The organism is Acidovorax sp. NPDC077693 (genome assembly GCF_044542805.1).
Taxonomy (GTDB): Bacteria; Pseudomonadota; Gammaproteobacteria; order Burkholderiales; family Burkholderiaceae_C; genus Acidovorax.
The window spans coordinates 163,144-187,916 of sequence record NZ_JBITVD010000004.1; the positions used below are offsets into that span (position 1 = coordinate 163,144).

The 24,773-nt window shown below is 67.7% G+C and carries 19 protein-coding genes; 12 read left to right on the forward strand and 7 right to left on the reverse strand.

Annotation, left to right across the window (positions count from 1 at the left end):
* Positions 1–30 precede the first annotated feature (30 nt).
* Positions 31–798 carry a coniferyl-alcohol dehydrogenase gene (locus ACIGHN_RS06595; RefSeq protein ID WP_396503744.1) on the reverse strand — a complete coding sequence of 256 codons (768 nt, stop codon included), beginning with the start codon at positions 796–798 and terminating at the stop codon, positions 31–33.
* A gap of 78 nt (positions 799–876) precedes the next feature.
* On the reverse strand, positions 877–2,352 hold the full coding sequence (locus tag ACIGHN_RS06600) for a benzaldehyde dehydrogenase (protein ID WP_396503746.1): 1,476 nt from the start codon (positions 2,350–2,352) through the stop codon (positions 877–879).
* A 255-nt stretch (positions 2,353–2,607) separates the two neighbouring features.
* Here ACIGHN_RS06600 and ACIGHN_RS06605 point away from each other — a divergent pair, with 255 nt between their 5' ends.
* A complete protein-coding gene (locus tag ACIGHN_RS06605) occupies positions 2,608–4,533 on the forward strand; it encodes a sigma 54-interacting transcriptional regulator (RefSeq protein ID WP_396503748.1) in 1,926 nt (641 codons plus the stop codon).
* Positions 4,534–4,577: 44 nt separating this feature from the next.
* On the opposite strand, the gene ACIGHN_RS06610 is transcribed toward ACIGHN_RS06605, so the two are convergent.
* The 3 genes from ACIGHN_RS06610 to ACIGHN_RS06620 form a co-directional block, all read right to left on the reverse strand.
* Complete coding sequence (locus ACIGHN_RS06610) at positions 4,578–5,261, reverse strand: response regulator transcription factor (RefSeq protein ID WP_056416473.1); 684 nt, start codon at positions 5,259–5,261, stop codon at positions 4,578–4,580.
* A gap of 4 nt (positions 5,262–5,265) precedes the next feature.
* Positions 5,266–6,894 (reverse strand): ATP-binding protein, encoded by a 1,629-nt coding sequence (locus ACIGHN_RS06615; RefSeq protein ID WP_396503915.1) that lies wholly within the window; start codon positions 6,892–6,894, stop codon positions 5,266–5,268.
* A gap of 102 nt (positions 6,895–6,996) precedes the next feature.
* The gene (locus ACIGHN_RS06620) at positions 6,997–8,277 is read right to left on the reverse strand and encodes an HD-GYP domain-containing protein (RefSeq protein WP_056416476.1); all 1,281 of its coding nucleotides are present in this window, start codon (positions 8,275–8,277) and stop codon (positions 6,997–6,999) included.
* Positions 8,278–8,654: 377 nt separating this feature from the next.
* Between ACIGHN_RS06620 and ACIGHN_RS06625 the strand changes: the two genes are divergently transcribed.
* From ACIGHN_RS06625 to ACIGHN_RS06640, 4 genes are all read left to right on the forward strand, one after another.
* The gene (locus tag ACIGHN_RS06625) at positions 8,655–9,035 is read left to right on the forward strand and encodes a RidA family protein (RefSeq protein ID WP_056416479.1); all 381 of its coding nucleotides are present in this window, start codon (positions 8,655–8,657) and stop codon (positions 9,033–9,035) included.
* 3 nt (positions 9,036–9,038) lie between these two features.
* Positions 9,039–9,503, forward strand: coding sequence for a (2Fe-2S)-binding protein (locus ACIGHN_RS06630; RefSeq protein WP_396503749.1), 465 nt, complete (start codon positions 9,039–9,041; stop codon positions 9,501–9,503).
* An 83-nt stretch (positions 9,504–9,586) separates the two neighbouring features.
* Positions 9,587–11,749, forward strand: a complete 2,163-nt coding sequence (locus tag ACIGHN_RS06635) for a molybdopterin cofactor-binding domain-containing protein (RefSeq protein WP_396503750.1) — start codon at positions 9,587–9,589, stop codon at positions 11,747–11,749.
* 55 nt (positions 11,750–11,804) lie between these two features.
* Positions 11,805–12,725 carry a LysR substrate-binding domain-containing protein gene (locus ACIGHN_RS06640; protein ID WP_056416491.1) on the forward strand — a complete coding sequence of 307 codons (921 nt, stop codon included), beginning with the start codon at positions 11,805–11,807 and terminating at the stop codon, positions 12,723–12,725.
* A gap of 119 nt (positions 12,726–12,844) precedes the next feature.
* Here the strand turns inward: ACIGHN_RS06640 and ACIGHN_RS06645 are convergent, their stop codons facing one another.
* The gene (locus tag ACIGHN_RS06645) at positions 12,845–13,246 is read right to left on the reverse strand and encodes a hypothetical protein (RefSeq protein ID WP_396503751.1); all 402 of its coding nucleotides are present in this window, start codon (positions 13,244–13,246) and stop codon (positions 12,845–12,847) included.
* A 298-nt stretch (positions 13,247–13,544) separates the two neighbouring features.
* On the opposite strand from ACIGHN_RS06645, the gene ACIGHN_RS06650 reads away from it, so the two are divergent.
* From ACIGHN_RS06650 to ACIGHN_RS06680, 7 genes are all read left to right on the forward strand, one after another.
* Positions 13,545–14,165, forward strand: coding sequence for a hypothetical protein (locus ACIGHN_RS06650; RefSeq protein WP_056416498.1), 621 nt, complete (start codon positions 13,545–13,547; stop codon positions 14,163–14,165).
* A 112-nt stretch (positions 14,166–14,277) separates the two neighbouring features.
* Entirely contained in the window at positions 14,278–14,895 is a 618-nt protein-coding gene (locus ACIGHN_RS06655) for a hypothetical protein (protein ID WP_056416501.1), read from the forward strand.
* Between the two features lie 89 nt (positions 14,896–14,984).
* On the forward strand, positions 14,985–17,957 hold the full coding sequence (locus ACIGHN_RS06660) for a hypothetical protein (RefSeq protein ID WP_396503916.1): 2,973 nt from the start codon (positions 14,985–14,987) through the stop codon (positions 17,955–17,957).
* Positions 17,954–18,586 (forward strand): tail fiber protein, encoded by a 633-nt coding sequence (locus tag ACIGHN_RS06665; RefSeq protein WP_396503752.1) that lies wholly within the window; start codon positions 17,954–17,956, stop codon positions 18,584–18,586. The genes ACIGHN_RS06660 and ACIGHN_RS06665 overlap by 4 nt, the downstream gene beginning before the upstream one ends.
* Before the next feature lie 47 nt (positions 18,587–18,633).
* On the forward strand, positions 18,634–20,010 hold the full coding sequence (locus ACIGHN_RS06670) for a hypothetical protein (RefSeq protein WP_396503753.1): 1,377 nt from the start codon (positions 18,634–18,636) through the stop codon (positions 20,008–20,010).
* Between the two features lie 28 nt (positions 20,011–20,038).
* The gene (locus tag ACIGHN_RS06675; RefSeq protein WP_396503754.1) at positions 20,039–20,875 is read left to right on the forward strand and encodes an FkbM family methyltransferase; all 837 of its coding nucleotides are present in this window, start codon (positions 20,039–20,041) and stop codon (positions 20,873–20,875) included.
* Positions 20,876–23,164, forward strand: coding sequence for a glycosyltransferase family 2 protein (locus ACIGHN_RS06680; protein WP_396503756.1), 2,289 nt, complete (start codon positions 20,876–20,878; stop codon positions 23,162–23,164).
* 91 nt (positions 23,165–23,255) lie between these two features.
* Here the strand turns inward: ACIGHN_RS06680 and ACIGHN_RS06685 are convergent, their stop codons facing one another.
* Positions 23,256–24,761, reverse strand: a complete 1,506-nt coding sequence (locus ACIGHN_RS06685) for a protein kinase (RefSeq protein ID WP_396503757.1) — start codon at positions 24,759–24,761, stop codon at positions 23,256–23,258.
* Positions 24,762–24,773: the final 12 nt, after the last annotated feature.

Genomic DNA, 24,773 nt, shown 5'->3' on the forward strand with positions numbered 1-24,773 from the left:
CCGTTGCCGTGCACACAGGGGCGCCCTGGCTCAGAGGTAGGTGGAGGCCAGTCCCCCATCCACCGGGATGTTGGCGCCGCTCACCCAGCGCGCCGCGTCGCTGCACAGGAAGGCGATCACCGGCGCCACCTCGTCGCTGAAAGCGGGGCGCTTCATGCGGTGCGCGTCCTTCTCCACGCGGTCATGCCCCAGCATCTGCACGAAGTCGCCCGGGATGGGCGTGAACACGGGCCCGGGGGCCACGCAGTTCATGCGCACGCCGCGCTCCATGAAGATCTTTTGCGACTGGGTGACGGTCCATACGATCAGCGCCTCCTTGAAGTACTGGTAGCAGGTCTCCTGGGGCACGGGGTGCGCGGCCAGCCATGCCGCGCCCTCGTCGAAACTGGCCGTGGCACCCAGCGTGCGGTGCTGCTCCAGCCGCTGCGGCCACTCGGCGCCCAGGATGGAGGCGATGTTGACGATAGAGCCGCCCTCGCCCATGCGCTCCAGCACGCGGTGCGTGAGATGGCGCAGGCCCAGGTAGTTCACGCGGCCCACCAGTTCGGCGGGTGATGTGCCGGGCACGCCAGCGATGTTGGCCAGCGCATCCACCCGTGCGGGGAGCTGCGCCACGGCGGCATCGATGGCGGCCGCATCGCCCAGGTCCACCTGAACGAAGCCGTCCAGCGTGAGCGTGGGTGCATTGCGGTCCACGCCGATCACGCGGGCGCCCTGCTGGCGGGCGAGCTTGGCGAAGTCTGCGCCAATGCCCGAGCAGCAGCCGGTGACGACGATGGTTTTGTTGTGAAGGGTCATGAGGGTTGTCTCCGGTTTTTTGGTGTGGGGGCAAGCACAGGCCTCGGTGCGGCCACGCTGCACCAAGGGCTTGCGAGGTCAGAACGGGAACGCAGGCGGCGCGTCTTTCACCGTGATCCACTGCCACTGCGTGTATTCGTCGATGTCCGCCGGCCCGCCCACGCTGCCGCCGTTGCCACCCACGCCCGGGCCGCCAAACGGGTTGGTGCACTCGTCGTTCACCGTCTGGTCGTTGATGTGGACCATGCCGGCGCGCAGCCGCTGTCCGATGGCCATCGCGCGGCCCACGCTGGGGCTGATGACGGCCGCGGCCAGGCCGCCCTGGCTGGTGTTGGCCAGTTGCACCGCTTCGTCGTCGGTGCGAAAGGTGACAAGGTTGGCGACCGGACCGAACGGTTCTTCGTCGAACGCGCGGATGCCAGGCTCGACGCCCGAAAGCACCGTGGGCTGGTAGTACAGACCGTGGAAGACTCCACCGGCTTCTAGCTTTGCGCCTTGCGCGATGCTGTCCTGGATCACGCGGTCGAAACGTTCCAGTTGCTTCGCGTCGATCATCGGCCCCAGGGCCACCTGGCCGCTCGCGCCGTCGCCCACGGGCAGGTGCGTGGCCTTGCCCACCAGGCGCTGCAGGATGGCGCCCGCGATCGACTCGTGCACCAGGATGCGGTTGGCCGCCATGCAGATCTGCCCTTGGTGGAACCATGCGCCGAAAGCAGCGGCGCTGGCGGCGGCGTCCGGGTCGGCATCTTCCAGGATGATGAGGTTGTTGGCCCCGCCCAGCTCCAGCGACACCTTCTTGAGGTGCTGCCCCGCCAGCGCACCGATGCGCCGGCCCACGGCGGGCGAGCCGGTGAAGGCGATCATGGGCACGCGTTCGTCCACCACCAGCGCCTCGCCGGCCTCGGCATCGCCGGGCAGCACCTGCAGCAGCCCCTGGGGCAAGCCGGCCTCTTCGAACACGCGGGCCATGATGAAGCCACCGCTGGCCGGCGTGCGCGTGTCGGGCTTGAGCACCACCGCATTGCCCAGCGCCAGCGCCGGAGCCACCGAACGCAGGCCCAGGATGAGCGGAAAGTTGAAGGGCGAGATCACGCCCACCACGCCGTGCGGCACGCGCCGGGCGATGGACAGGCGCCCCGGCGCGCTGGGCAGTACCTGGCCCTGGGCCTGCAGGGGCAAGCCGGCGGCCAGGTGGCACAGGGTGATGGCCTCGCGCACCTCGTGCTGGCCCTTGGCCAGGATGCCGCCGGTCTCGCGGGCGATGGCCAGCGCCAGCTCGCCGAAGTGCTGCTCGAAGACCTGGGCCGCACGGTGGAACACCGCGGCGCGCTCACGCGGGCCGAGGGCCGCCCATGCGGGCTGCGCCTGCTGCGCGCGCCCGATGGACGCCTGCATGTCCTGCGCGCTGGCAATGCCCACGCTGCTGAGCACCTGTCCTGTGGCGGGCTCGGCCACATCGCGCGACGCATTCAGCGCCGTGGCCCATCCCCCATCGAAGGCCTTGCCCGCCCACAGGCGGTTGTCCAGCAGGCCCGGTTTTTCTGAAACACCCATTGCATTGCTCCTTGGTACATGGCATTGGCCGCAACGGCGCGGCACTGGCCTTGCGGTTTGCAACGGGCGTACCCGACATGTCCGCCAAGGCGGCCGCCAGGGCCTGCCGCCCGGGTTCTGTGAGAGGGGCGGCTACGGACTTTCCCTAGGGCTGAAATACGGCGGCAGTGGTGCCCTGAGGCCCTTAAATAGTTACCATCAATAATCAAAAGAGCCAGTGCAGATTGCTCAAATGATCAATTTTTGGTGAACTCCATGATCCAACGCCGCGTGTCCCTGGCCGACCTGAAGCGGGCCCCCGCTCCCCAAGCTGATCCCGCCGCCACGCGGCGGACGCCGACGGCCGCGGACGACGCTCACGCGCTGGCGGGCTTCGACACGGCCGGGCTGGTCGCGCAGGTGCACCCCACGGTGGCGGACATCAGCGAGTGCCTGTTCTTTTCCCCGGGCGACGGCCGCATCTGGCTGCAGGACCAGCGCATGATCCTGCTGCACTCCGAGGCTCTTGGTTCGCTGCGCCGCGAGATGATCGACAGCATCGGCCTGGACAAGGCCCGCGGCCTGCTGACGCGCGCAGGCTACGTGAGCGGCGCACGCGATGCCCGCCTGGTGCGCCAGCAGTGGCCCGATGCCGACCCGCCCGCAGCCGCCATCGCCGGCACCCGGCTGCACGCGCTGGAGGGCGTGGTGCAGGTCGAGGTGGTGCATGTGCGCTACGACGCCGACACCGGCGACTACGAGGGCGAATTCCTGTGGCACAACTCCAGCGAGGACGACGAGCACATCGCCGCCTACGGCGTGGGCGGCTCGCCGGCCTGCTGGATGCAGGTGGGCTACGCCACCGGCTACGTGAGCACCCTGTTCGGGCGCCTGATCGTCTTCAGGGAGGTGGAATGCCGCTCGTCCGGATCAGCGCAGTGCCGCGTGGTCGGCAAATCCGCCGAACGCTGGGACGATGTGCAGCAAGACCTCGCGTACCTGAACGCACAGGAATTTGTCGGCAGCCTGCCCGCCGCTACCGCCAACGCCCCGCGCAAGGCATTTCTGGGCACGCCCGCGGGCCGTCCGATCGCGGCCGGTCCGCACGCCGCGCCCGGTGCGCAGCAGGGGGCGTCTTCCGCGATGGTGGGGGCGTCGTCGGCCTTCAACGCAGCCTGCCACATGCTGCAGCGCGTGGCGCCGACCGCGGCCACCGTGCTGTTCACCGGCGAGTCCGGCGTGGGCAAGGAGATGTTCGCCAGCATGCTGCACCGCATCAGCCCGCGCCAGGGCAATGCCTTCGTGGCGCTCAACTGCGCGGCGATTCCGGACACGCTGGTCGAGTCGGAGCTTTTCGGCGTGGAGCGCGGCGCCTACACCGGGGCCGGGGCCTCGCGCCCGGGCCGCTTCGAGCGCGCACATGGCGGCACGCTGTTCCTCGACGAGATCGGCACGCTCAGCCTCGTCGCGCAGGGCAAGCTGCTGCGCGCGCTGCAGGAGGGGGAGGTCGAACGCGTGGGCGGCACCAGGACACTCAGCGTCGATGTGCGCGTGGTGGCCGCCACCAATGTGGACCTGCGCCAGGCCGTGCGCGCCGGGGCCTTCCGGGAGGATCTCTACTACCGCCTGAATGTGTTTCCCATCCACCTGCCGCCGCTGCGCGACCGGCGCGACGACATTCCGCTGCTGATGAGCCACTTCCTCGCCCACTACCGCCAAAAGCACCAGCGCCAGGTGCCCGGGTTCAGCCAGGCGGCCGTGAAGGCGATGTTCCACTACGCCTTTCCGGGCAACATCCGCGAGCTGCAGAACCTCATCGAGCGCAGCGTGATCCTGGCCGCCGATGGGGAGCCCATCGAGCCCCACCACCTGTTCAGCGGCGGCGAAAGGCTGGCGGACGACGTGCTGTCATTGAGGGTGGCGGCAGACCATACGGCCAGGCTGCAGGGCGGTGCAGCAGCGGCAGCGCCCGCCGCACCGTTCACGCCCGCCCCCCTGCAGATGACCGCGCGCCCGCCGCTGCCGCAACCCGCAGCAGCGATGCCCCCGCTGCACGAGGCCGAGGCGCAGCTGTTGCGCCAGGCATTCCACACGGCCGGCGGCAACGTGGCCTCTGCGGCCCGGCTGCTGGGCATCAGCCGTGCCACGCTCGCCTATCGGCTGCGCAAGCTGGGCATCGCCGGGCGCCCGCGCAAGCCCTGAGGCCAGGGCGCCGGGGCGGGCAAGCCCGCCCGCCCTGCCACGCATCACTCGCGCACGTCGTCCAGCCGGTAGCCGAAGCCGCGCACCGTCTTGATGAGGGCGAGCGGATGCCCGTCATCGATCTTGGCGCGCAGGCGGCGCACGTAGACATCCACCACATTGGTCAGGGGGTCCTGGCTGGTGCCCCACACGTTCGACAGGATGCGCTCGCGGCTGTACACGCGGCCGGGCGAGTTCATGAGCAGCTCCAGCAGCGCCAGTTCCTTGGCGGTGAGCGCAATGGTCTGGCCGGCCCGGCTGGCGCTCATCCGCTCCAGGTCCAGGGTGAGGTCCGCCACATGCAGCAGGGTGGAGCGGGGCTTTTGCTCGCGGCCCCTGCGCATCAGCGCTTCGATGCGCGCCAGCAGTTCTTCAAAAGCGAAAGGCTTGGTCAGGTAATCGTCTGCGCCCAGGCGCAGGCCCTGCACCTTGTCCGCGGTGTTGCCCAGGGCGCTCAGGATCAGCACGGGCACGTGGTGCCCCTCGGCGCGCAGCGTCTGGCACAGCTCCAGGCCGCTCAGGCCCGGCAGCATCAGGTCCAGGATCAGGATGGCGGGCTCAGTGGTGCGGGCCATGGCAAGGCCGTCGGCTCCGTTGCGCGCCAGCTCGACCCGGTAGCCCTCCGCGCGCAGGCCCCGCAACAAGAAGTCAGCGACACGGGCATCGTCTTCCACGACAAGGATATTCATACGGTCACAAGGCCCATTCAGGCGCGTCGGCGGCAATGACCGGCAAGGAGATGCAAACGGTCGTGCCGCGCAAGGCGACGCTTTGCACATCGATCTGCCCGGCATGCGCATGCACGATGGACTGTGCAATCGACAAGCCGATGCCGGTGCCGTCCGCGCGGTGCGCACGCGCCCGCTGGCCGCGCACGAAGCGTTCGAACACATGGGGCAGCTCGTCCGCGTCGATGCCGATCCCGGTGTCGCTGACGACGATGGTCGCCACCGAAGGATCGGTGCGCAGCGAGACGGCCACCGACGCCCCTTCCGGCGAGTAGCGCACGGCGTTGTCCAGAACGATCATGACCGCCTGGCCCAGCCTGTCCGCATCGGCATGCACGCGCACCGGCGCTGCCGCCGCGTCGCCCAGGTCCAGCTGAACGTCGACCCGGTGGGCCGCGCCCAGTGTGCGGGCCTGGTCGACGGCCTCGGCCAGCAGCGCAGGCAGGTCGGTGGAGGTGGGCTTCATGACGAGCTGATCCGCTTCGGCCTTGGCGATCAGCATCAGGTCATGGATCAGGCCCGTCATCTGGTCGATGCCGCTGATGACGCGGCCCAGCGCCTGGCGGTACTCGGCGGTGGGCTTGTCCTTGCCGCGCAGGGCGATCTCGGCCTCGCCGCGGATCGCGGTGGCGGGGGTGCGCAGTTCGTGCCCGAGGTCTGCAAACAGCTGGCGGCGCCGCTCGTCCAGCTGCTTGAGGGTGTCGTGCGCAGCGCTGAGCTCCCGCGTCCGGTCGTGCACCGCCACCTCCAGGTCGTGCCGGGCGGCATCGGCGGCTGCGCGGTGGCTTTGCAGCTCCCGCGCCATCGCATTGAAGCTTTGCGCCACATGGTCGAACTCGTCCCGGGAGCCGGTGGCGATGCGGTGGTCCAGTGCACCCGCCTGCAGCGCCTGCGTGCCGGCGAGCAGGCGGTCCAGCGGCTGCTGCAGGCGCCGGCTCAGGCTCAGGGCCATGACGACCGCCGCTGCCAGGGTGATGAGAGCCATGGCGATGGCCTTTTCGCGCAGGGCCGCGAGCGCACGCTCCGTGGCGGCCCGCGCCATGGGCACGGTCAGCCGCTGGCGCTCGATCGCCCCGTTGAGCACCTCGCGCAGATCTCGGCCCTTGGCCATGTCGAACACCTGGTTGATCTCTTCCCACAGCACCGCAAACTCGGCCCCAGGCTCCAGGGGGGTCAGGGGCTTGAGGCGCGCATCCACGGCCTGGATGTTGTCCTTGAGCAGCTCGGAGACGCCCACCAGCTGGTGCACCTCCTGCGGCACTGCAATGCCGTCGCGCTCGGCCAGCTCGCGCCAGAGCGTGACGTCCTGCACCGCCAGCGACTCCAGCGCAGCGGCGCTGCGCTGCATGCTGCTGATGAGCCGTTCGCGCACCTCGGGGCTGGCATCGGCGTTCATCAGGCGCTGCATGGCCCACACGCGCAGCCGCTGCTTGTTGGCCGACAGGTCCAGCAGTTCCGACAGGATGTCGCTCGCCAGGCGGCTGTGGCGCGCGTAGTCGTTCACACGGTAAGCCCCTGCGTAGACAAAGGCAGCCTGCACGCACACCAGCGCCAAAAGCGCCGCAAAGGCCAGGGACAGCCGCGTGCGAAACATCGGATGCAGCAAACGCTTCATGGGGACAGCACACTCCAGAATGCGAACGGACAGACGGGAAGGCCTGCGTCCGCTACCGCAGGCCTGTGCATTCTGCAGGCTTCACCAGGCCTTGACCGAGAACCCCGACCACAGTTCGTTCAAATCCGGGAACCGCCACTTGTCCGGGTCCTCGCGCGCCACGATCTTCTCGGTGCACCCCGGCGCCGCCAGGTCCACCAGTTCGGGCGGAATGCGCAGGTCCGACTTCGTGCTGAAGAACACCTTCACGATCGGCGTGGTAAGCGCCGCCGGCGCCTGCTCCGTCACCACACCGATGCGCCCGGAGGTCAGCCGCACCAGCGAGCCCACCGGATAGATGCCGATGCTCTTGACGAAGGCCTGGAACAGCCGCGCATCGAAGTGGTCGTTCGTCCACTCCGCCATGCGCCGCAGCGATTCGGCCGGGTCCCAGCCGCGCTTGTAGGGCCGGTCGGACGTCACGGCGTCGTACACGTCGCAGATCGCCGTCATGCGCGCGATGATGCTGATGCCTTCTCCCTTGAGCTTGTCCGGGTAGCCCGTGCCGTCCACCTTTTCGTGGTGGTGCAGGCAGGCGTCCATCACCGCCTCGGGCACGCCAGAGCCTTCCTTGAGCATGTGGTAGCCCTCCACCGGGTGGCTGCGCACCACGGTGAACTCCTGGTCGGTGAGCTTGCCGGGCTTGTTGAGGACGGCCAGCGGGATCGCCGCCTTGCCCAGGTCGTGCAAGAGCCCCGCCATGCCCGCCAGGCGCTGCTGGTCGTCCTTGAGCTTGAGCTGCTTGGCCAGCGCCACCATGAGCGCACACACCGCCACCGAGTGCATGTAGGTGTAGTCGTCCGCGGTTTTCAGGCGCGCCAGGCTGATGAGGGCGCCGGGGTTGCGCGTGACGGAGTCGGTGATCTCCTCGACCAGGCTTTGCGCGCCCGCGGCGTCCACTGCACGGCCCATGCGCGCCTCGTTGAACATGGAGACCATCGCCTCCTTGGATTGCGTGCAGATGGCGGCGGCCCGCTTGAGCTCGCTTTTCATGTCCGTGGCGGTCCGGTCGCGCTGGGGCGGCGGCGGTGGGGGCGGCAGCGTGACCTTGAGCGTGGGCAGGTCTTCCAGTCGGCTGAAGTCGGTCTCGATCTTGGCGTCGGCCTCCTCGCGCGAGACGGAAGCAGTGCCTGGCGCCACATCCAGGCCCTTGTCGGTGTCGATCCAGCACTCGTGGATGGCGGTGGACTGGATGCGGGCGAGGTCCTTGGGGTCCTTGAGCAGGAACTTGGCGCGCCAGAAGGGGTGCTCCATCCACGAGCCGCAGAACTCGTGCAAGTACATGCCCAGGGTGAGATGTTCGATTTGGATGCGCTTGAGCATGGCCGGGACCTGGGAGAAAAGATGCGCGCCTTCAGGCGGTGGCAACGGTAACCAATGGTAGCGTTTTTGGCCTGGTTGTTCGTTCGTAGAACCCTCTATTTGCGGGCATCACAATCCACAAAAATTGCACCATAACAGTGCAAAACAGCACAAGCAACTGATGTTCGCGCGGCACGCCTGCATCCGCCACCCAGTTTGGCCATGTCTCAGCCACACCATCCGGGTGAACCTGCTGACCATTCTGCGGGGTCCTGGACACGCCACGACGCCGTCATCCATGCAAAAGACAGATGGCATGAGATCAGGATTCGGCATCGGGCCACCAGGGATTCGCTCCTTTAATGGACGTTCATCCAACCCGTCAGCCAAGGACGCCCATGTTGAGAACGCATACCCCACCCGACATATTTGCCCCCATCGGCCCCTACGCCCAGGCCGTGGAAGCCATCTCCGTGAACCGCCTGCTTTTCATCAGCGGCACCATGGGCCTGGAGCCGGACGGCAGACTGGCGAAAGGCTTCGAAGCGCAAGCCCACCGCGTCTGGTCCAACATCGAGGCCACACTCGCGGCGGCCGGCATGGGCCGCGAGAATCTGGCGAAACTGACCATCTGGCTGGCCAACTACGATGACTGGCGCCTGGGCGCCGACATCCGCCAGCGCTACCTGGGCGACCACAAGGTGGCGATGTCGGTGGTGCAGGTGGGGCTGGTCCACCCGGACTGGCTGATCGAAGTCGAAGCCATTGCGGTGGGGTGAGCGATGGTGGAATTCGAATTGAACGGCCGCAATGTGGCGCTGGACCTGCCGGCCGACATGCCCCTGCTGTGGGCACTGCGTGATGTGCAAGGACTGACAGGCACCAAGTTCGGCTGCGGCCTGGCGCTTTGCGGTGCGTGCACTGTCCACCTCAACGGCACGGCGATCCGCTCTTGCCAGACACCGATTTCCGCCGTGGCCGGCCAGCGCATCACCACCATCGAGGGCATTGGCGACAATGACGTGGGGCGCGCCGTGCAAAAAGCCTGGCTGGATGAATCCGTGGTGCAGTGCGGCTACTGCCAGTCGGGGCAGATCATGTCGGCATGCTCGCTGCTCATCCAGAACGCCAAACCCACGGACGGCGACATCGACGCAGCCATGTCCGGCAACATCTGCCGCTGCGGCACCTACTCGCGCATCCGGGTGGCCATCCACCGCGCGGCCCGCGGCGGAGGCCAGGCATGAGCATCCAGAAAACAACACCACCAGACGCCGGCCGCTCTGGCCCCTGCGAACGGTGGCGGCAGCCAGAAGACGCGGCAACACCCGTGCTGACCCGCCGCGTACTGCTGATGGCCGGCGGATCGCTGGCCCTGGGCGTGGCGCTGCCCGGGCGACCTGCAGGCCGGCACTCCGAGGCGCTGGCAGCCATGCAGGCCCCTGCGCCCTTCGAGCCCAACGCGTTCATCCGCATCGGCACCGACGACAGCGTGACGCTGACGATGGCGCGCGTCGAGATGGGCCAAGGGATCTACACCGCGCTGTCGATGCTGATCGCCGAGGAACTGGAAGTGCCGCTCTCGCGCGTCACGCTGGCCCATGCCCCGCCGGACGCAGCCCGCTATGGCAACCCGCGTGCGGGCGGCGGACAGATCACCGGCGGGTCCAACTCCATCATGGGTGCGTGGGAGCCGATGCGCGTGGCCGGCGCCACCGCGAGGGCCATGCTGGTGAGCGCCGCGGCCCAGGAATGGGGCGTGCCTGCGGCCGAATGCCAGGCGCACGAGGGCCAGGTCAGCCATCCGCCCAGCGGGCGCCGGCTTCGCTACGGCCAGCTGACCCGCAGCGCCGCACGTCTGCCCGTGCCGCAGCCGGTGGCGCTCAAGCCCCGGCACTTGTTCCGGTTGATTGGCAAACCCATCCCGCGCCTGGACGTGGCGGGCAAGGTCGACGGGTCGGCCACCTACGGCATCGATGTGCGCCTGCCCGGCATGCTCTACGCGGCGGTGGCGGCGTGCCCGGTATTCGGCGGCACGCTCGCCAGCGTGGGCGAAGCCCCAGCCCTGGCGGTGTCTGGCGTGCGCCAGGTGGTGCGAATCTCCAATGCCGTGGCCGTCATCGCCGTCCACTCCTGGGCGGCCAAGCAAGGGCTCGCGGCGCTGAAGATCGAGTGGGATCACGGCGCCGGGGCGGGCGTCTCCACCGCGCAGCTGCGCCAGGACCTGGAGCGACAGCTGGACCGCCAGGATGCCGCATCGGCGCTGTCGAAAGGCGACGTGCAAGCCGCCCTGGCAGGCGCCGCGTCGCGCCATTCGGCGGTCTACCACTCGCCGTTTCTGGCCCACGCGGCGATGGAGCCCGTCAACTGCACCGTGCACCTCACGCCGGACGGCTGCGACGTGTGGGTGGGAACGCAGGCGCCCATCCGCGCGCGCGATGCCGCAGTGAAGGCATCGGCGCTGCCGGCCGACAAGATCCGCATCCACAACCACCTGCTGGGCGGCGGCTTTGGACGCCGGCTGGAGGCGGACTATGTGGAGCAGTCCGTGGCGCTCGCGCGCACGGTGCAGGGCCCCGTGCAGTTCATCTGGTCACGCGAAGAGGACATCCAGCACGACATCCTGCGGCCCATGTACGCCGACAGGTTGAGTGCGGCGCTGGACGCGCAGGGCCGGCCCACGGCCATCACCCATCGGGTGGTGGGATCGTCCATCCTCGCGCGGGTCGCTCCGGGCGCTGTTCGCAATGGCCTGGATGGCGATGCGGTGGAAGCAGGTCTTGGGCCCTACACATGGCCTGCTGCCCAGCTCGACTATGTGCGCCATGAGCCCATGCCGGGGTTGGCCACGGGCTGGTGGCGCGGGGTGGGGCCCACGCACAACTGCTTCGTGATCGAGAGCTTTGTGGATGAACTGGCCGCCCTGTCGCGCCAGGACCCCGTGGCCTACCGCCTGGCACTGCTGCCCCCAAAGTCCCGCGCGCGGGCCGTGCTGGAACTGGTGGCGCTGAAGTCCGGGTGGGCCATACCGCTGCCAGCAGCAAACGCCGAGGGCTCCCGCAGGGGCCGGGGCGTTGCAGTGCTGTCGGCATTTGGCAGCTTCACGGCCCAGGTGGCCGAAGTCACCGTGGACGCCGCAGGCGAGATTCGCGTGGACCGCGTGGTATGTGCCGTCGACTGCGGGATGGTCGTCAACCCGGACACCGTCCATGCGCAAGTGGACGGCAGCATCCAGTTTGGCGTGACGGCAGCGCTGTGGGGCGAGATCACGCTGCAGGGCGGCCGTGTGGAGCAGAGCAATTTCCACGACTACCGCGTGCTTCGGCTATCCGAGGCGCCGCAGGTGGATGTACACGTGCTGCAGAGCGACGAGCCGCCCGGAGGCATCGGGGAACCGGGCACGTCCGCGGTGATCGCGGCGGTGGCCAATGCGGTGCACGCTGCCGTAGGGCACCGTGCGCGCAGTCTGCCCCTGCGGCCGGGCTCCGCTTGAGGTACCGTACCGCCCATCGATCCCGATTGCCTGCCCAGCCCCGGCAGCAGAGCCTATGAGCGACATCACCCTTGCAGCCTTGCAGGCCTTTCGGGCCGTGGCCCGATGCGGCAGCTTTACCGCTGCGGCCAGTGACTTGGCATGTTCACAATCCGCCATCAGCAGGCACATCGCGTCGCTGGAACGCAGTACGCAGCAGACGCTCGTCTTGCGGGGGCACCGGCGCGCAGAGCTGACGCCCGCAGGCGAGATCTACCTCGAGACGGTGCACCGTGCGCTGCAAGAGTTGGCGCGCGGCGCAGCGCAGCTGGCAAGCACCTCGGCCCTGAGATCGCGCACCGTCAAGATCCTGGCCATGCCGTCGTTTGCCTCCCGCTGGCTGATCCCGCGCCTGGCCCGGCTGCATGTGGCGGGGATCGATGCAGAGATCGACCTGGCCACTTCGATTTGGGATGCAGACTTTCGCAAGGAACGTTTCGATATCGGAATCCACTACGGCGATGGATCGCTGCCGGGATCCCACCTGCTCATGCACGACAGCCTGGTGCCGGTGATATCGGCACAGCTCGCGGCCGAACGGCCGATTCGCACCTTGGGCGACCTGCAGCGCTTTCCATGGCTGCACGACTCGCTGCGGGCCGGCAAGTGGCAGCAGTGGCTGTCTGCCTGCAACGCGACGCATCTGTCAGGCGCCAGGAACATGCGGTTGCAGGGCACGGAGACCACCCTGACGGCCGCTGTGGCCGCAGTAGGCATCGCCATAGGCCATGACACACTCATCGCGCACGACGTGATGCAGGGCAGACTGGTGGAGGCATGGCCCTTCTACCTGCCCATGGCGGCCGGATACCACCTCGTTGTGCCCCAACGCAGCAAAACCAGCCCCCACGTGAAAGCTGTGGTGGACTGGATGCTCAGCGAGGCCGGGTCCTTTCGCGACGCTGCGGGATCCTGGCGCCGGCTTGCGGGCCTCTGAAGCGCAGGGATTCAGCGCAGTGGCGCGGCGCGTGGCACTGTGAACCAGCCGGGGCAACTGGCTCACGCATGCCGGTGTGGTGCGGGGGCGCCAGATCGGCGGCCCACCCGCACAATCGTTCAGAACTTGGTGGCCTTGATGTCTGCCTTGGCCTTGTCGTAGTCGGCCTTGGCCTGCTTTTCACACGCGTTCTTGGCGTCGCCGGTCTGGTCGTCGCACTTTTCCTTGGCCACGTCATGCGCGCCCTCCGCCTTGGCCTCTGCCACCTTGCGGGCATGGGCGGGGCTGGGCTTGTACTGTTGCTCCAGCTCGGCCTTGGCAATCTTCTCCTTGGCTTCGGCCTCTTCCTCGCACACATCCTTGGCGTTGGCCTTCAGAGTGTCGCATTGCACCTTCTGCGATTTGTAGTCCGCTTCGATCTTGTTCTTTTCTGCCTTGTACTGGTCGCTTGTCAAAGCGTGTGCGCCCGTGGAGGCAAGAAACCCGGCAGCGATGGCCACGGCGATGAGGTTGGTTTTCATGGAATCTCCTTGAATGAAAGACAAAGCAATGTCGCCGCCTGGGGCACTGGCCCGCCGTAGGCCATGGTTGACGAAAAAGGTCGGCGGTGACCTGACAGCAGTCTCAGCTCGGTTGCCTCAATCCGTCCCCACTGCCGTCCCAACCCTTTTGCCTGACCCACGCGACGCGCGACCCAGCATCCCTTCGTTGTAATTGGCTGTAATCGCTTTGATCGCGGCCTCTGCCTACAGTCGCTTCACTGCCTGAGCAATGGCAGCAAGAAGCCCCCAGCGACAGGACATCAGGCAGGAGTTCCTCATGGATATCAAGCTGCGATTCATCAATCGATCTCTCGACGGCAACAGGTCGGAGGTGGTGATCTATCAGAAGAACCAGGCGCCCAACATGGCTTCGCTGGCCATGGCATGGAAGGTCATCCGCTTCTGCGGCCGTGATTGTTTTCATCCGTTTGCCTATCCGGTGGGCTTCGAGGTGTGTGTGGTCGACGGATACGGCAACTTCTCGCCCCGCGTTCGCGCTGACAACGGTCAGCTGCTCAAGCTGCAGTCGACCCCGTCAGGCTCTCGGCGCCTGGTGCGATCCGGCGCCGCCAGCGCCTCCAATGAAGTCGACGTGCTCAATGACCTGGACCAAGGCGCCATGAACGTCTGCGTCTTCAAGGACGGCCGCATGGTGGGTGCGAAGAACGCCGTGGTGCCCGGCCAGAAGGCGGTCTTCCAGTATCCGCCCGTGCTGTGGATCGGCGTGGCGTCCCAGATCGCACAGGGAGACGCGATCAGCTCCGCCGTGATGAGCAGTGCCGACACGGAGCTATCGCTGCTGGGTGTCGCCAGCGCAGACATCGTGATGTCCGGCGGCGGCCCGGGCGAGGGCTCGACCCCCTACGAATTCAACCTCGACAGCATCGTCCGGATCTGAACGCTGCGGCAGATCCGGGCACACAAGGTTCGCCTTGCCGGCCGAGAGGCCGTCGGGGCCAACAGGCAACGCGCGGTGTGTTGCCACCACTTCCACCAACAGGAGAAAACTCATGGGCGTACAACTGAATTTCATCAACAACTCCAACGACACCAACAACTCGGAGATCGTCGTCTTCCAAAAGAACGTGGCCACCGACTTCGACGAACTGGCGGTGGCCTGGCAGGTCATCAAATACTGCGGTCAGGGCGACAACCACCCGTTCACCTTCCCCATGACCATGCAGGTCGGGGCCAGCGACAGCTACGGCAACTACACGCCGCAGCTGGACGCGCAAAACGGCCAGCTGTTCCAGATGTCGCTGACCACTTCCGGCGACCGCCTGGTGGCCGCCGGCAGCGGCACCAGCTCCCGCGAGGTGCAGGTGCTCAATTCGCTGCCCAAGGGCGCGATCAATGCGAGCTGCTACAAGGACGGCAAGCTGCTGGCCACCAAGACCTCCATCGCCCCGCAGCAAAAGGCGGTGTTCGAGTTCAAGCCCACCATCTGGATCGGCGTGGCGTCGCAGGTGGTGCAGGGCCAGGTCATGAACTCGGCCATCATCTCCAACATCAACACCGAGCTGTCGCTGCTGGGCATCGCCAGCGCCGACATCGTGATGACCGGTGGTGGCCCTGGCGCCAACTCCACGCCGTTCGCGTTCAACCTCGAAAACATCGTGATGTGCTGAAGCCACGCGTCGGCGTGGGGCACCCGGGTGCCCTGCGCCGATGCAGGCGACGCAGGCGCGGCCCACCCAGGAGGCATCCCGTGAACGAAATGGTCAAAAGAAGATGGAGCGCCATGGATGGTTGCCTGGTCTTCGACATCACCATCAACCGCGCACCGCACGACGATGTTCCCTCCAGCGTCATCGTGTCCTGCAGTCCGGGCGAGTCGCCCGGCCAGCAGGTCACCGTCACCAGTCAGTGGCCGTCCCAGCCTTTCGAGTTCAGGTTTCCCTCGGGCTGCTACGTGTCCGGCTACCTGCAGCAAAAGACCCCCGTGCACATCGACGGAGTCACCCACACGGCCATCTTTGCCGATATCCACTACGGCATGCGGGGGCGGTCGGACGACCACCACTTCGAGGGCATCATGGCCACGTGTCCCATGCGCGGCCCGATCCCGCCGCCAAGGCCCCAGCCCCCGGCGCCATCGCCATCGCCGGTCGAGCCCGACGGGCCGGACGATCCTGTCGAGCCCCTGCCGTTCATCGACGAGCACGCCGATGAACTCTTCCCATACGTGTATGTGCGCCGCTGGCCCCAGGTGACGGCGACCGACCTGCTGTACGGGTTCGTGCAGTACACCAGCGCCAGCCCTCCGTCCAGCAGCTTTGCCGACGATCTGGTGGCTGCGCGCAGCCAGGGCCGGATGGCCGCGCGGTCCCTGGCGCTGCAGTTCATCGACGGGGATGCGCCCTACCAGGGCGACTTCATCGCGGACCTGCATCCGCTGCCCGGGCCGGTGGGCGAGTTCGCCGCACTGCTGGCGCGGTTGCCGCCCCCCACAGGCGACACGCCGCGCGAATGGCTGGCCGCCGCACACGCACAGGTGACAGAACTGCTGCAGCGCCACGGGCTGAGCTGGGCCTACCTGGAATCGGCCAGCTACGCGCAGACCCTGGACCGTGTCTGGCAGAGCTACTTCGCGCTGGTGATCGTGCTGGGCTACGAGACGGCGCTGCTCGCCGCATTGACCCGCACGCTGCAGATGGCCCATCTGCTGGCCGTGGCCTGGCCCTCGGGCGCGACCGAGGCGGTCGCGGCCAGCGGCACCCCGGCAACGCCGGCACTCCTGCAGCCCGCGCCTATCAACGCGGCCCAGCTGGTGGCGCTCTACAAGGCGACGGTGGTCCTGCCTGCCAACATCTTTCCGCTGCCTGCGTGCCACGATGCCGCCAGCCCGCCACCTGGTGCATCTGGCGGGTGGATCGAGCCCTACGCGATCGGTGACCTGCAGATGGTGCGCCAGCGCCTGCTGCACTACCAGAGCGGCGAGATTGCACGCATTGAAAACGTGATGCGCGGTGAGCGGCGCGAGGTAACGCACAAACGCACCCACCGGCAGCACAGCGAGCAAAAGCAGACCCTGGCCGAGATGCAGACCCTGCAGAACGATGCCGCGGACGAACGCAGCAACCTGCAGGAAGAGTCTCGCAAGACCGTGGCCGAGGTCGCCGAGACCCAGCAGTACAACAAGTTCACGAGCAGCTACGGCCCTCCCACGCAGGCCACGCTGGATGGCTCGTGGACCCGCGCGCTGCAGCAAGGGGCCCAGCCCGGGCTGGATGACACCACACGCTTTGCGCGCGACATCCTGAACAAGACCGTCAACCGCATCAGCCGCAGTGTCAGCCACACGCGCTCGAGCAGCACCATGAGCCAGACCGAAGACGCGGTGGTGAGCGTCGTCGACAACACCGCAGGCCCCCAGAGCATGCGGGCCGTGTTCCGCTGGGTGAACAAGGTGTACGAGGCCTGCGTGGTCAACTACGGCCAGCGGCTGATGATGGAATTCATGGTGTGCCAGCCTGGGTCCAGCCTCATCGCACAGGAACAGGCCCTCGCAGGCCAGGACTTCGCCAGGCCGCCGTCCCCGCAACAGCTGGGCGTGGCCACCTTCGAAGACATCCGGGTGGACGGGCCGCGCAGCTATGCGCAACTGGGCGCGTGCTACGGCGTACTGGATCTGGAGCCGCCACCGCCGGCGAAGCGCTGCGTGTGCGCCACGGTGCGCAGCGGGGAGGACAAGCAGCTGGCCGTTCCGGCGGGCTACTGCGCCACGGTGGCCTTTGTCGCCTGCATCGGTGCCTATCCGGGCCAGCCAGCGCCGATGGTGCTCGTGGGGCGGCACACCGTGAGCGCTGGCTCGGCGGCAGCTGCCGTTACGCTCGACGGCGAGGACGAGACCGTACCCGTGTCCGTGATGGACAGCCAACCACTGTTCTCGCCGCCGAGCGACAGCCTGGCGCAGGTCCATGTCGAGGTCACCTGCATTCCCTCCCCCCGGTGCATGGACCAGTGGCGCATTCGCACGTACGCCAGCATCGTCAAAGGGTACGAGGAGCGGCTGGCCGCGTACCGCGCCCGCTTCGGCCACGGGGGACCGGACGGCACGCCCCTGCGGTCGCCGCTGGCGCTGCGGCAACTCGAGCAGCGCGAACTGAAGAACGCGTGCCAGCGGCTGCTGCTCGATCGCATGCAGCGGCTGACCGGGCTGCCCACGCTGCCCGGGGCGGCGGAATACTGCGCGTATTCGTCGCCGCCCGGGTCGCCCTCCCCGTTCACCGTGGGCGAGCCGCGCTACCTGCAGTTCTTCGACGAAGTGCTCGAGTGGAAAGAGATGGCCTACAGCTTCCACGGCGTGTCCGATGCGGTGGGGTCCCCGCCCGCCGCGCCAGAGCCGGGTAGCCCCACAGCGGGTGGTGATGCGCTGTTCATAAATTTCTTGCAGGCCGGCCAGGCGCGTGTGATGCTGCCCGTGCAGCCGGCACATGCCATGGCATTCCTGTATTTCTTCTCGAGCGGAATGCTCTGGAGCGGGCCCGACCCGCTGGCCCCTGCCAACGCCGGCGACCTGGCACTGGTCAATGACCTCAAGCACGCCGTGGGCCCCGCGCCAACACCGCCGCCGCACCGCGTTGGCCCGGCATGGCGGGTGGTGGTGCCCACGGCAATGCAGGTGCTGGATGAGCCGGATTCAACCCACGGAACGCGCTTGCCAGCGCTAGGAAGGAACACGCCATGATGGTGATGCCGGGGGCAGGCAGCCCCTTTTTTCAACGCCCAGGTTTTGGAGAACTGCCCGTGGGGGCGGTGTCCGCGTTTGCCGGCGCACTGGGAGCGCCCGACAGCAGCGGCACTCCCACCGCGGCTTCGCCAACGGCATTCACCACCCAGCCGCTGGAGGCGTGGGGGTGGATGTACTGCGATGGCCGGTCTCTGGCCTGCGCTGAATACCCCGAGCTGTTTGCCGTGCTGGGCTATGTGTACGGCGGCGCCGGCGCGCAGTTCAACATTCCGGACTACCGCGGTTACTTCCTGCGGGGCGTGGGCACCGGCACCCAGAACGACCCCGACATCGCCAATCGCACAGCCCCGCCAGGTGGACAGGGCTCGAACGACGGCGTCGGCTCGATCCAGTCCAGCGCGCTGCAGGCCCATGAGCACACCTACAGCAGTGCGCCAGCCCCATCGGCTCCATCACCCGACGGCACCGCCGCAGGTGCTCCCAGCGTGAAGAACACGCTGACCACCGGCGGCCCAGTCGCAGGCACGGGGCAGAGCACCGCAGTGCCAGTGAGCCTGAAGGAGACGCGCCCTCTCAACGTGTCCGTGAACTACATCATCAAGTTCACCTACGGACTGCGCCGCTGAGGGGCACCACCCGCCAAAGCTTTCAGACAACCACCAAGGAAAATCGCATGGCCTACACCAATGTCCAGTTCATCGGCTACGTGCTCGACACCGCGCCCCAGGTCCACCCCGATGGGTCACCGCAACATCGGGGATTGGGCGACGCTCGGCTCGATATCCAGGCGCGCTGCCAACTGATGGAGCGGGCGATGCAGACCGCCCGTGCCGCCCTGCCGCAGGCGTCGCCACCCGTGCCCGAGGGCGACACGCTGAAGGTCTTCATGGCCCCCGGGCTCTTTTTTTGCGGAGCGACCGGGGCCTACCCGATGGAGGAGGTGCAGCTGGCCATCACCTCGCTGCAGCGCATGGCGGCGGACGAGCAATGGGTCGACTGGGTTTTCGTGTTCGGCAGCATCCTGGGAAGCTCTTCCGCCATGCTGCCAACGACACCCTACGACATCGACCCGCTGGCCCCCCAAAGCACCTACAGCTTTTCGCTGGTGCAGCAAGGCGGCGTGGCCCCGCAGGGCGACGCCAGTGCACGCGCGCTGGCGAAGGCATTGGCCTCGGACGTTGAATGCATGGCCACGGCAGCGACCCCCAGCAGCCTGTTGGCGGGCACTGTGGCGCAGCGGCCTGCCGCCAGCAGCGGCAGCTGGGGGCGTGAGCAGCAGCGGGTCAACTACGACGGTGCTGGAGTGTTCGACCTGGCCGGCATCACCTGGGCGCTGGATGTGTGCCAGGGCCCCGGCGGCACCGCGCAGTGCCAGCCAAAGCCCCCGCAACTGCCAGGGCAGGCGCTGGTCCAGCTGCAGTTGGTGCCGTCGTGCGGCACGGGCATCGAGGCGCCCGGCGTCATCACGCAGATGGGCGGCCTGGTGTTCCACTGCGACGGCTCGGGCCCGGCAGGCCATTCGGCACTCGCACGGCAGGTTCCAGCACCGGCCGACATACCGCTGTCCGCCAGCGCGCCGGTCAGCAACGCAGACATCGTGCTGCAGGGCACATCGCCGGTGCAGGACGTCGCCATCAGCGCGCTGTATGCCGGTGGCGCTGGCGTGGTCAACGTCTACCCCTCCACGGAGCTGCCGGAGCAGCAGGTGGTGGCGGGCAACACCATCCGGATGATCTGGCCGGCCAGTGCGGACTACCAGTTCATTTTTCAGCTGATCTACAGCAGCAGCGGACAGTTCGTGACGCTGGTCTGCGAGATCCGCAGCAGGAAGGCCAACTTCTACGGCAACGACTACTTTCTGCCGCTGTCCTTGCAGACGCAGGACTCTTCGAAGCAGTCCGTCCGCATCCAGATGAAGCTGACGCCAGCCAGCAGCCCCTATGCTGGCGCAGTGTGGTGCCAGATCAACGTGCCGGGATTCATCTTCGAAGGCCATGCCTTTGAATTCAGCGCCACCTACGATGGCCCGCCACCCTACACGGTCTGGTAACCGACGGTCAATGCGGAGCACGCCGACCATGAGCCCTGCACAGAACACGCGCCGCATCTCAGTGGGCGGGCGGATCTTCAATGTGCGTGCGGACGACGCACGCCAGCCATTCTGGGACCGGGTGCAAGCCCGCGCCTGGGAGCCGCACACCTTCGAGGTGCTGCGGCGGTTCCTGCAACCCGATGCCTGCTGCGTGGACCTGGGAGCCTGGATCGGTCCCACGGCACTGTACGCTGCGACGCTGTCGCGCTGCGTGCACGCGGTGGAACCCGATCCGGTCGCGTTCGCGGAGTTGAGCGGAAACGCCGACGCCAACCCCGCACTGCGCGGCAAGCTGCATCTGCACGCAGTCGGCATCGGTGCGCAAAGCGGTCCGATGCCACTGTACGCGGGCGGCTTGTACTACGGCGCGCAAAGCCAGTTCGGCGATAGCATGTCGGGGATGCTGGCCGCGCCAGGCGCCAGCGGTCAGCCCTGCCACGAAGCGCAGGGGGTGGACATGGAGCGCTTCCTGCACGGGCACGCGGACGGCGATTGCAACTTCATCAAGATGGACATCGAAGGCGGTGAGTACACCGTGATTCCGGGCCTGTGGCGGCGCTTGGGCAGGTTCGGCACGCCCACTCTGTATGCGTCCTTCCACGCTCCGGAGCCGGCCCGCAGGGAGTCCCTGATCCGCGCCTGCACCGAAGAGTTGCTCCTGTGCTATCCCCGCTTCTATGCCGCCGCCGATGCCAAGGCCATCGCACTGGAACGGCTGCTGGACTCGGTCACCGACTGGGCGGACGAAGGCCCTGCAAGCCCCTGGCGAAAGCTGGAGGCGGTGCTGGGCACGGGCCTGGTGGCCACCAGCGAGGAGTGGTGAATGCCAGCACCGCAAGAGCGCCAGATTCTCATCGGCGTGCATGTCACCGGCGAGGCCGACGGCCTGTGCGCCACGCTCTCGAGCATCTTCGAGAACACACCGCTGACCTTTGGGCTGCGGCTGCTGCCCGATGACGACCACGTCTTGCAGGCGAAGGCAATGCAGGCCCTGCAGCCGGCACCGCCATCGCTGGTACAACTGCCCGCGCCCCCCCAGCCCGGGGCCGCAGCCTGCTTCAACCAGCTGGTCAGCGAGCCCGCAGACATCTATGTCTTTCTGGAAAACGGCCTGCAGGTCTGCCCCGGCTGGCTGGAGCTGATGCTGGCTGCACTGGACGCCAACCCCAGCCGCGGGCTGGCGGGCCCGTCCACCAACCGGGGCTGGAACGAACAGGCCATCGCGCCCGGCTGCGCGGGCCACCCGCAAGCCCTGTGGGACCAGGCCGATGCCTTGCTGGCCCGCTTCGGCGACGCGTGCGTGCCGCTGGCCCCCTTGCACAGCCTGGGCGATTTTTGCTACGTGGTGAAGAACGAGGTGGTCGCAGCGATCGGCGCTGCCGATACCGCATACACCCAGGGGCCGTGCTGGGAGATGGACTACAACATCCGCGCGGCCCGCGCCGGCTTCGAGGGGGTGTGGGTCAAGGCGGCATTCGTGCACCGGGGGGCCCGGTGCGCCCAGGTGGCCGGCACGCACGATGGCTTGCTCGAGACCAACAAGCGGCTGTACCAGGACCGGTTCTGCGCGCTGCGCACCGAAAGAAGCCGCGAAGCGGCGGCCTACCACGGCCACTGCGCGGGAGAGGCATGCCGCCACTTCGCGGTGCCCGAGCAGACGCGCCTGTTCATCGCCCTGCCCGCCCCCGGCCAGCGGGCTCATGCACACCCCGTGACCCCGGCACCGCCCGTGGCCGCCGGCTCGCCGTTGATGAGTTGCATCATGCCCACGCGGGGGCGCGCCGCCTTTGTCGCGCAGTCCATCCGGTACTTCCAGCGGCAGGACTATCCGGCACTGGAGCTCATCATCGTGTACGAGACCGATGCCGATCTGCCCGCTGGTATCGACGACCCCCGCATCCGGTGCATCCGCACGCCCACGCACACCAGCATCGGTGCCAAGCGCAATGAAGCGGTGCGGGTGGCCAGGGGCGAACTCATCGCGCACTGGGACGACGACGACTGGTATGGCGCGCAGCGCCTGAGCCGCCAGGCGGCCCCCATCCTGCACAACGTGGCGGACATCACGGGGCTCAACGACATGCTGTTCATGGCCCGGCCACAGGCCGAATTCTGGGCCTGCAGCCGCGCACTGTTTCGGCAGATGTTCCTCGAGAACGTCAGCGGCGGCACCCTGGTCTTCAGGCGCAGCCTGTGGGAGCGGCACGGCCAGTACCCCCACACCTCGCTCAGGGAGGACGCGGATTTTCTGCAGAAAACCTTGCGCGGCGGGGCGCGGCTGTGCCGCATTGCGGGCCGGTCGCTGTGCGTCTACGTGCGCCACGATGGCAACACCTGGAAGTTCAAGGAAGGCCATTACCTGCAGCAGGCGGCGTGGCGCAGAGTTCCCCAGCCGGAGTGCCTGACCGATGATGGCGACTTCTATTTCCCCCCCCAAACCTCAGACCCACAGGCCGTCTCCATGCCAATGGTTTCCTGCATCATGCCCACCGCGGACCGGCGCGATTTTGTGCCACAGGCGATCGGCCAGTTCCTCGCGCAGGACTACGGGCCTCGCGAGCTGATCGTGCTCGACGACGGGCGCGACAGCGTGGCAGACCTCATCCCTGCGCACGAGAACATCCGCTATCTGCGGCTGGACCGCAAATCCACGCTCGGCACCAAGCGCAATCTCGCTTGCGAGCTGGCGCGTGGGGATCTGATTGCGCATTGGGATGACGACGACTGGAGAGCCCCCGGCTGGCTCAGCTCGCAGGTCCGCAGCCTGCAGTCCCAACAGGCCGATATCTGCGGGCTGGACAAGGTCTTCTTCTATGCCCCCGAAGCGCGCAGCGCCTGGCAGTACGTGTACGACGGCCGCACGCCCTGGGTGTGTGGCGGCACGCTGTGCTACCGCCGGGATTTCTGGCGCAGCGCCCCCTTTGCGGACATCGACGTGGGCGAAGACAACGCGTTCGTCTGGTCGGTGCGTGCCAAACGCATTGCCACCAACCCTGAACAGCAGCTGTACGTGGCCTGGGTGCACGCACGCAACACCAGCCCCAAGGACACCACCAACCGACGCTGGCACCGCTATCCGGTGGAACAGATCGAACAGCTGATGCGGACCTGATCCATCGATCCATCGATCCACACGGTGCGCCGCTCCTTGCATTGCGCCATCCGCTGATGCGTTGGGGATGACGCGGCAAGCCGCGTGCCGTTCACGGATGCGCGGCTTGCGGGGCGAGCCGGTACACCGGCTCGGGCTCCGGGGGCCGCACTGGCCCCATGCCGGTATAGGCCTCCGAGTGCACGCTGCCCGCCAGTTCGCTGTGGGCCCGGTGGCTCAGCACGACTGTGCCCGGGCCTGCCAGGCTGTTCAGGTACAGCGTCACATTGGCCGCCTGGCGGCCATCCGGCGAGGCTCCGGACGGCTTGGGTGCGGCCGTGTGCATGCCCCCGGATATCTCCAGCCGCACGCCGTGCTGCACCTCCAGCAGGCGGCTTCGTCGCTGCACACGAATGCAAAGGTCCTGGGCGAGCGCTGCGGCCCGCTGCAGGTTCTCTGCACTGCTGGGCCCCTGGTCGAAGTGGAACAGCATGCAGTCGCCCAGCGTTCCCGCATCATGGCCCTGGCCGGACTGCACGGCGCTGGCACACCAGCGCAGCTGCTGCTCGCGGATCTCCTGCAGGTCGGACAACGCCAGCGACGCATCCCGGGCCGGATACAGCCGCAGCGTAAGGCTCAGGATGGCGCGCGATGGCGTGCCCCTGGCCTGCTCTTGCGCCAGCAGCAGGGGGTCGATCGTGGAGTTCCTGCGCGCACCCGGCAACGCCATCGCGGGCAAAAGCGCTGGCGGGCCCGGCGGGGCCGCGCGCATCTGCGCCAGGCATTGAGCAAGCTCTGCGTACAGCCGGGCGGCGTCGGCCGCGCGCAGGTGGACGTTCTTGTGCAAAGCCCGCAGCAGCAGCGGGGCCAGCGGGCTGCGCAACACGTCGTCGGGCAATGCGATGGGCGATGGGCTCAGCTGCTGCCGCAGCACTTCGGTCACGCCGGCCCCCTGGACGCAGGGCCTGGCACACAGGCATTCCACAAAGATCAAGGCCCAGGCGTAGAGGTCGGTGGCGGGCACGCAGGCGTCGCCCCGCAACTGCTCCGGCGCGCAGTAGGCCGGCGTCCCTTCCGCACCCGCTGCGAACTGCGGCGCTCCGTGGTGGCTGGCCAGACCGAAGTCCAGCACCTTGGCATGCAACGTGACCCCGGTGGCCACGACCATCACGTTCTCGGGTTTCAGGTCGCGGTGCACGATGTGGCGCACATGCAGGAAGCTCAGGGCATCCAGCAGTTGCGCCATGAGCGCCGCGGCATCCGGCAAGGGGAACCTGCCGTGGCGCTGCAGGAGGTCGCGCAGCGTCTCTCCCGGAACGTACTCCAGGACCGCGAACGGAAACCCTCCATCGGCCATGCCCTTGTCCAGCAGCCGCACCACGTGGGCGTGCTGCAGCAGAGCCAGCACCCGGGTTTCCTGGTGCAGCCGCTGGTGCACACGGCGCCGCGCAGCCGGGTCGCGCGCGGCACCGGCACCTGGAACCTTGATTGCCACGAGTTGCCCGGTGCTGCGTTGCCGGGCCTTGAAGACCTGGCCCGATGCGCCCTGTCCCAGCAAACCCAGCACCTGATAGCCAGGCATGCCCACGGGAAAACCGTGCGCGGGCACGGGCGTCATATCGATCGGGAG

Coding starts and splice junctions, on each gene's coding strand:
- ACIGHN_RS06595 (WP_396503744.1), bottom strand. CDS start 798: ATGACCCTTCACAACAAAACCATCGTCGTCACCGGCTGCTGCTCGGGC.
- ACIGHN_RS06600 (WP_396503746.1), bottom strand. CDS start 2,352: ATGGGTGTTTCAGAAAAACCGGGCCTGCTGGACAACCGCCTGTGGGCG.
- ACIGHN_RS06605 (WP_396503748.1), top strand. CDS start 2,608: ATGATCCAACGCCGCGTGTCCCTGGCCGACCTGAAGCGGGCCCCCGCT.
- ACIGHN_RS06610 (WP_056416473.1), bottom strand. CDS start 5,261: ATGAATATCCTTGTCGTGGAAGACGATGCCCGTGTCGCTGACTTCTTG.
- ACIGHN_RS06615 (WP_396503915.1), bottom strand. CDS start 6,894: ATGTTTCGCACGCGGCTGTCCCTGGCCTTTGCGGCGCTTTTGGCGCTG.
- ACIGHN_RS06620 (WP_056416476.1), bottom strand. CDS start 8,277: ATGCTCAAGCGCATCCAAATCGAACATCTCACCCTGGGCATGTACTTG.
- ACIGHN_RS06625 (WP_056416479.1), top strand. CDS start 8,655: ATGTTGAGAACGCATACCCCACCCGACATATTTGCCCCCATCGGCCCC.
- ACIGHN_RS06630 (WP_396503749.1), top strand. CDS start 9,039: ATGGTGGAATTCGAATTGAACGGCCGCAATGTGGCGCTGGACCTGCCG.
- ACIGHN_RS06640 (WP_056416491.1), top strand. CDS start 11,805: ATGAGCGACATCACCCTTGCAGCCTTGCAGGCCTTTCGGGCCGTGGCC.
- ACIGHN_RS06645 (WP_396503751.1), bottom strand. CDS start 13,246: ATGAAAACCAACCTCATCGCCGTGGCCATCGCTGCCGGGTTTCTTGCC.
- ACIGHN_RS06650 (WP_056416498.1), top strand. CDS start 13,545: ATGGATATCAAGCTGCGATTCATCAATCGATCTCTCGACGGCAACAGG.
- ACIGHN_RS06655 (WP_056416501.1), top strand. CDS start 14,278: ATGGGCGTACAACTGAATTTCATCAACAACTCCAACGACACCAACAAC.
- ACIGHN_RS06660 (WP_396503916.1), top strand. CDS start 14,985: ATGGTCAAAAGAAGATGGAGCGCCATGGATGGTTGCCTGGTCTTCGAC.
- ACIGHN_RS06665 (WP_396503752.1), top strand. CDS start 17,954: ATGATGGTGATGCCGGGGGCAGGCAGCCCCTTTTTTCAACGCCCAGGT.
- ACIGHN_RS06670 (WP_396503753.1), top strand. CDS start 18,634: ATGGCCTACACCAATGTCCAGTTCATCGGCTACGTGCTCGACACCGCG.
- ACIGHN_RS06675 (WP_396503754.1), top strand. CDS start 20,039: ATGAGCCCTGCACAGAACACGCGCCGCATCTCAGTGGGCGGGCGGATC.
- ACIGHN_RS06680 (WP_396503756.1), top strand. CDS start 20,876: ATGCCAGCACCGCAAGAGCGCCAGATTCTCATCGGCGTGCATGTCACC.
- ACIGHN_RS06685 (WP_396503757.1), bottom strand. CDS start 24,761: ATGACGCCCGTGCCCGCGCACGGTTTTCCCGTGGGCATGCCTGGCTAT.